Source organism: Neisseria sp. P0019.S003, from assembly GCF_051957115.1.
Lineage (GTDB): Bacteria > Pseudomonadota > Gammaproteobacteria > Burkholderiales > Neisseriaceae > Neisseria > Neisseria flavescens_D.
The window spans coordinates 1-461 of the sequence record NZ_JBQCWT010000075.1 but is presented as its reverse complement, the minus strand read 5'-3'; the positions used below and the strand labels follow the sequence as shown (position 1 = coordinate 461).

Below are 461 nucleotides of genomic sequence, written 5' to 3'. Positions count from 1 at the left end.
AAATCAAAATCAGTTCAAACAATACCGCTTACTCCGACGCCGATGTTCAAAAACTGGCAGCTACTGCTGTCGGCATGGGCGTAAAAGAACCTGTCAGCGTCAACAGCGGAAACGGTGTTGTTACCGTATCCGGCAGCAGCGCAACCAAATGTGCATTCAAAGTCGGTAACGGCGATACGCCTCAAATTCAAGGCGTCAGTTGCAAATAATCTAATTTAATCAATGAAAAGGCCGTCTGAAAAACTTTCAGACGGCCTTTTTATATTGCCATTTAAGATTGAATATTCCTTATATCGTAAACAGCCTGAGCCAAAGTACCAGCATCCACATATTCCATCTAACCACCCAAAGGGATTCCCCTTGCCAATCGGATGACTTTATAAGGAAGATTTTTAAACAATTCCGCTAATACCTACGCTGTTGCATCGAATTCAGCTGCGAAATTGGTCGCAATGATAAGT

General features: G+C 43.0%; 1 protein-coding gene and 1 pseudogene. One reads left to right on the top strand and one right to left on the bottom strand.

The window, feature by feature from the left end; all coding sequences use genetic code 11:
* The coding region (locus ACTHTS_RS11160) for a hypothetical protein (RefSeq protein WP_440370076.1) at nucleotides 1–209 on the top strand (209 nt) is incomplete at its 5' end.
* A gap of 62 nt (nucleotides 210–271) precedes the next feature.
* Here ACTHTS_RS11160 and recR read toward each other — a convergent pair.
* Nucleotides 272–461: pseudogene (gene recR, locus ACTHTS_RS11155) on the bottom strand (recombination mediator RecR); the annotation flags it as partial.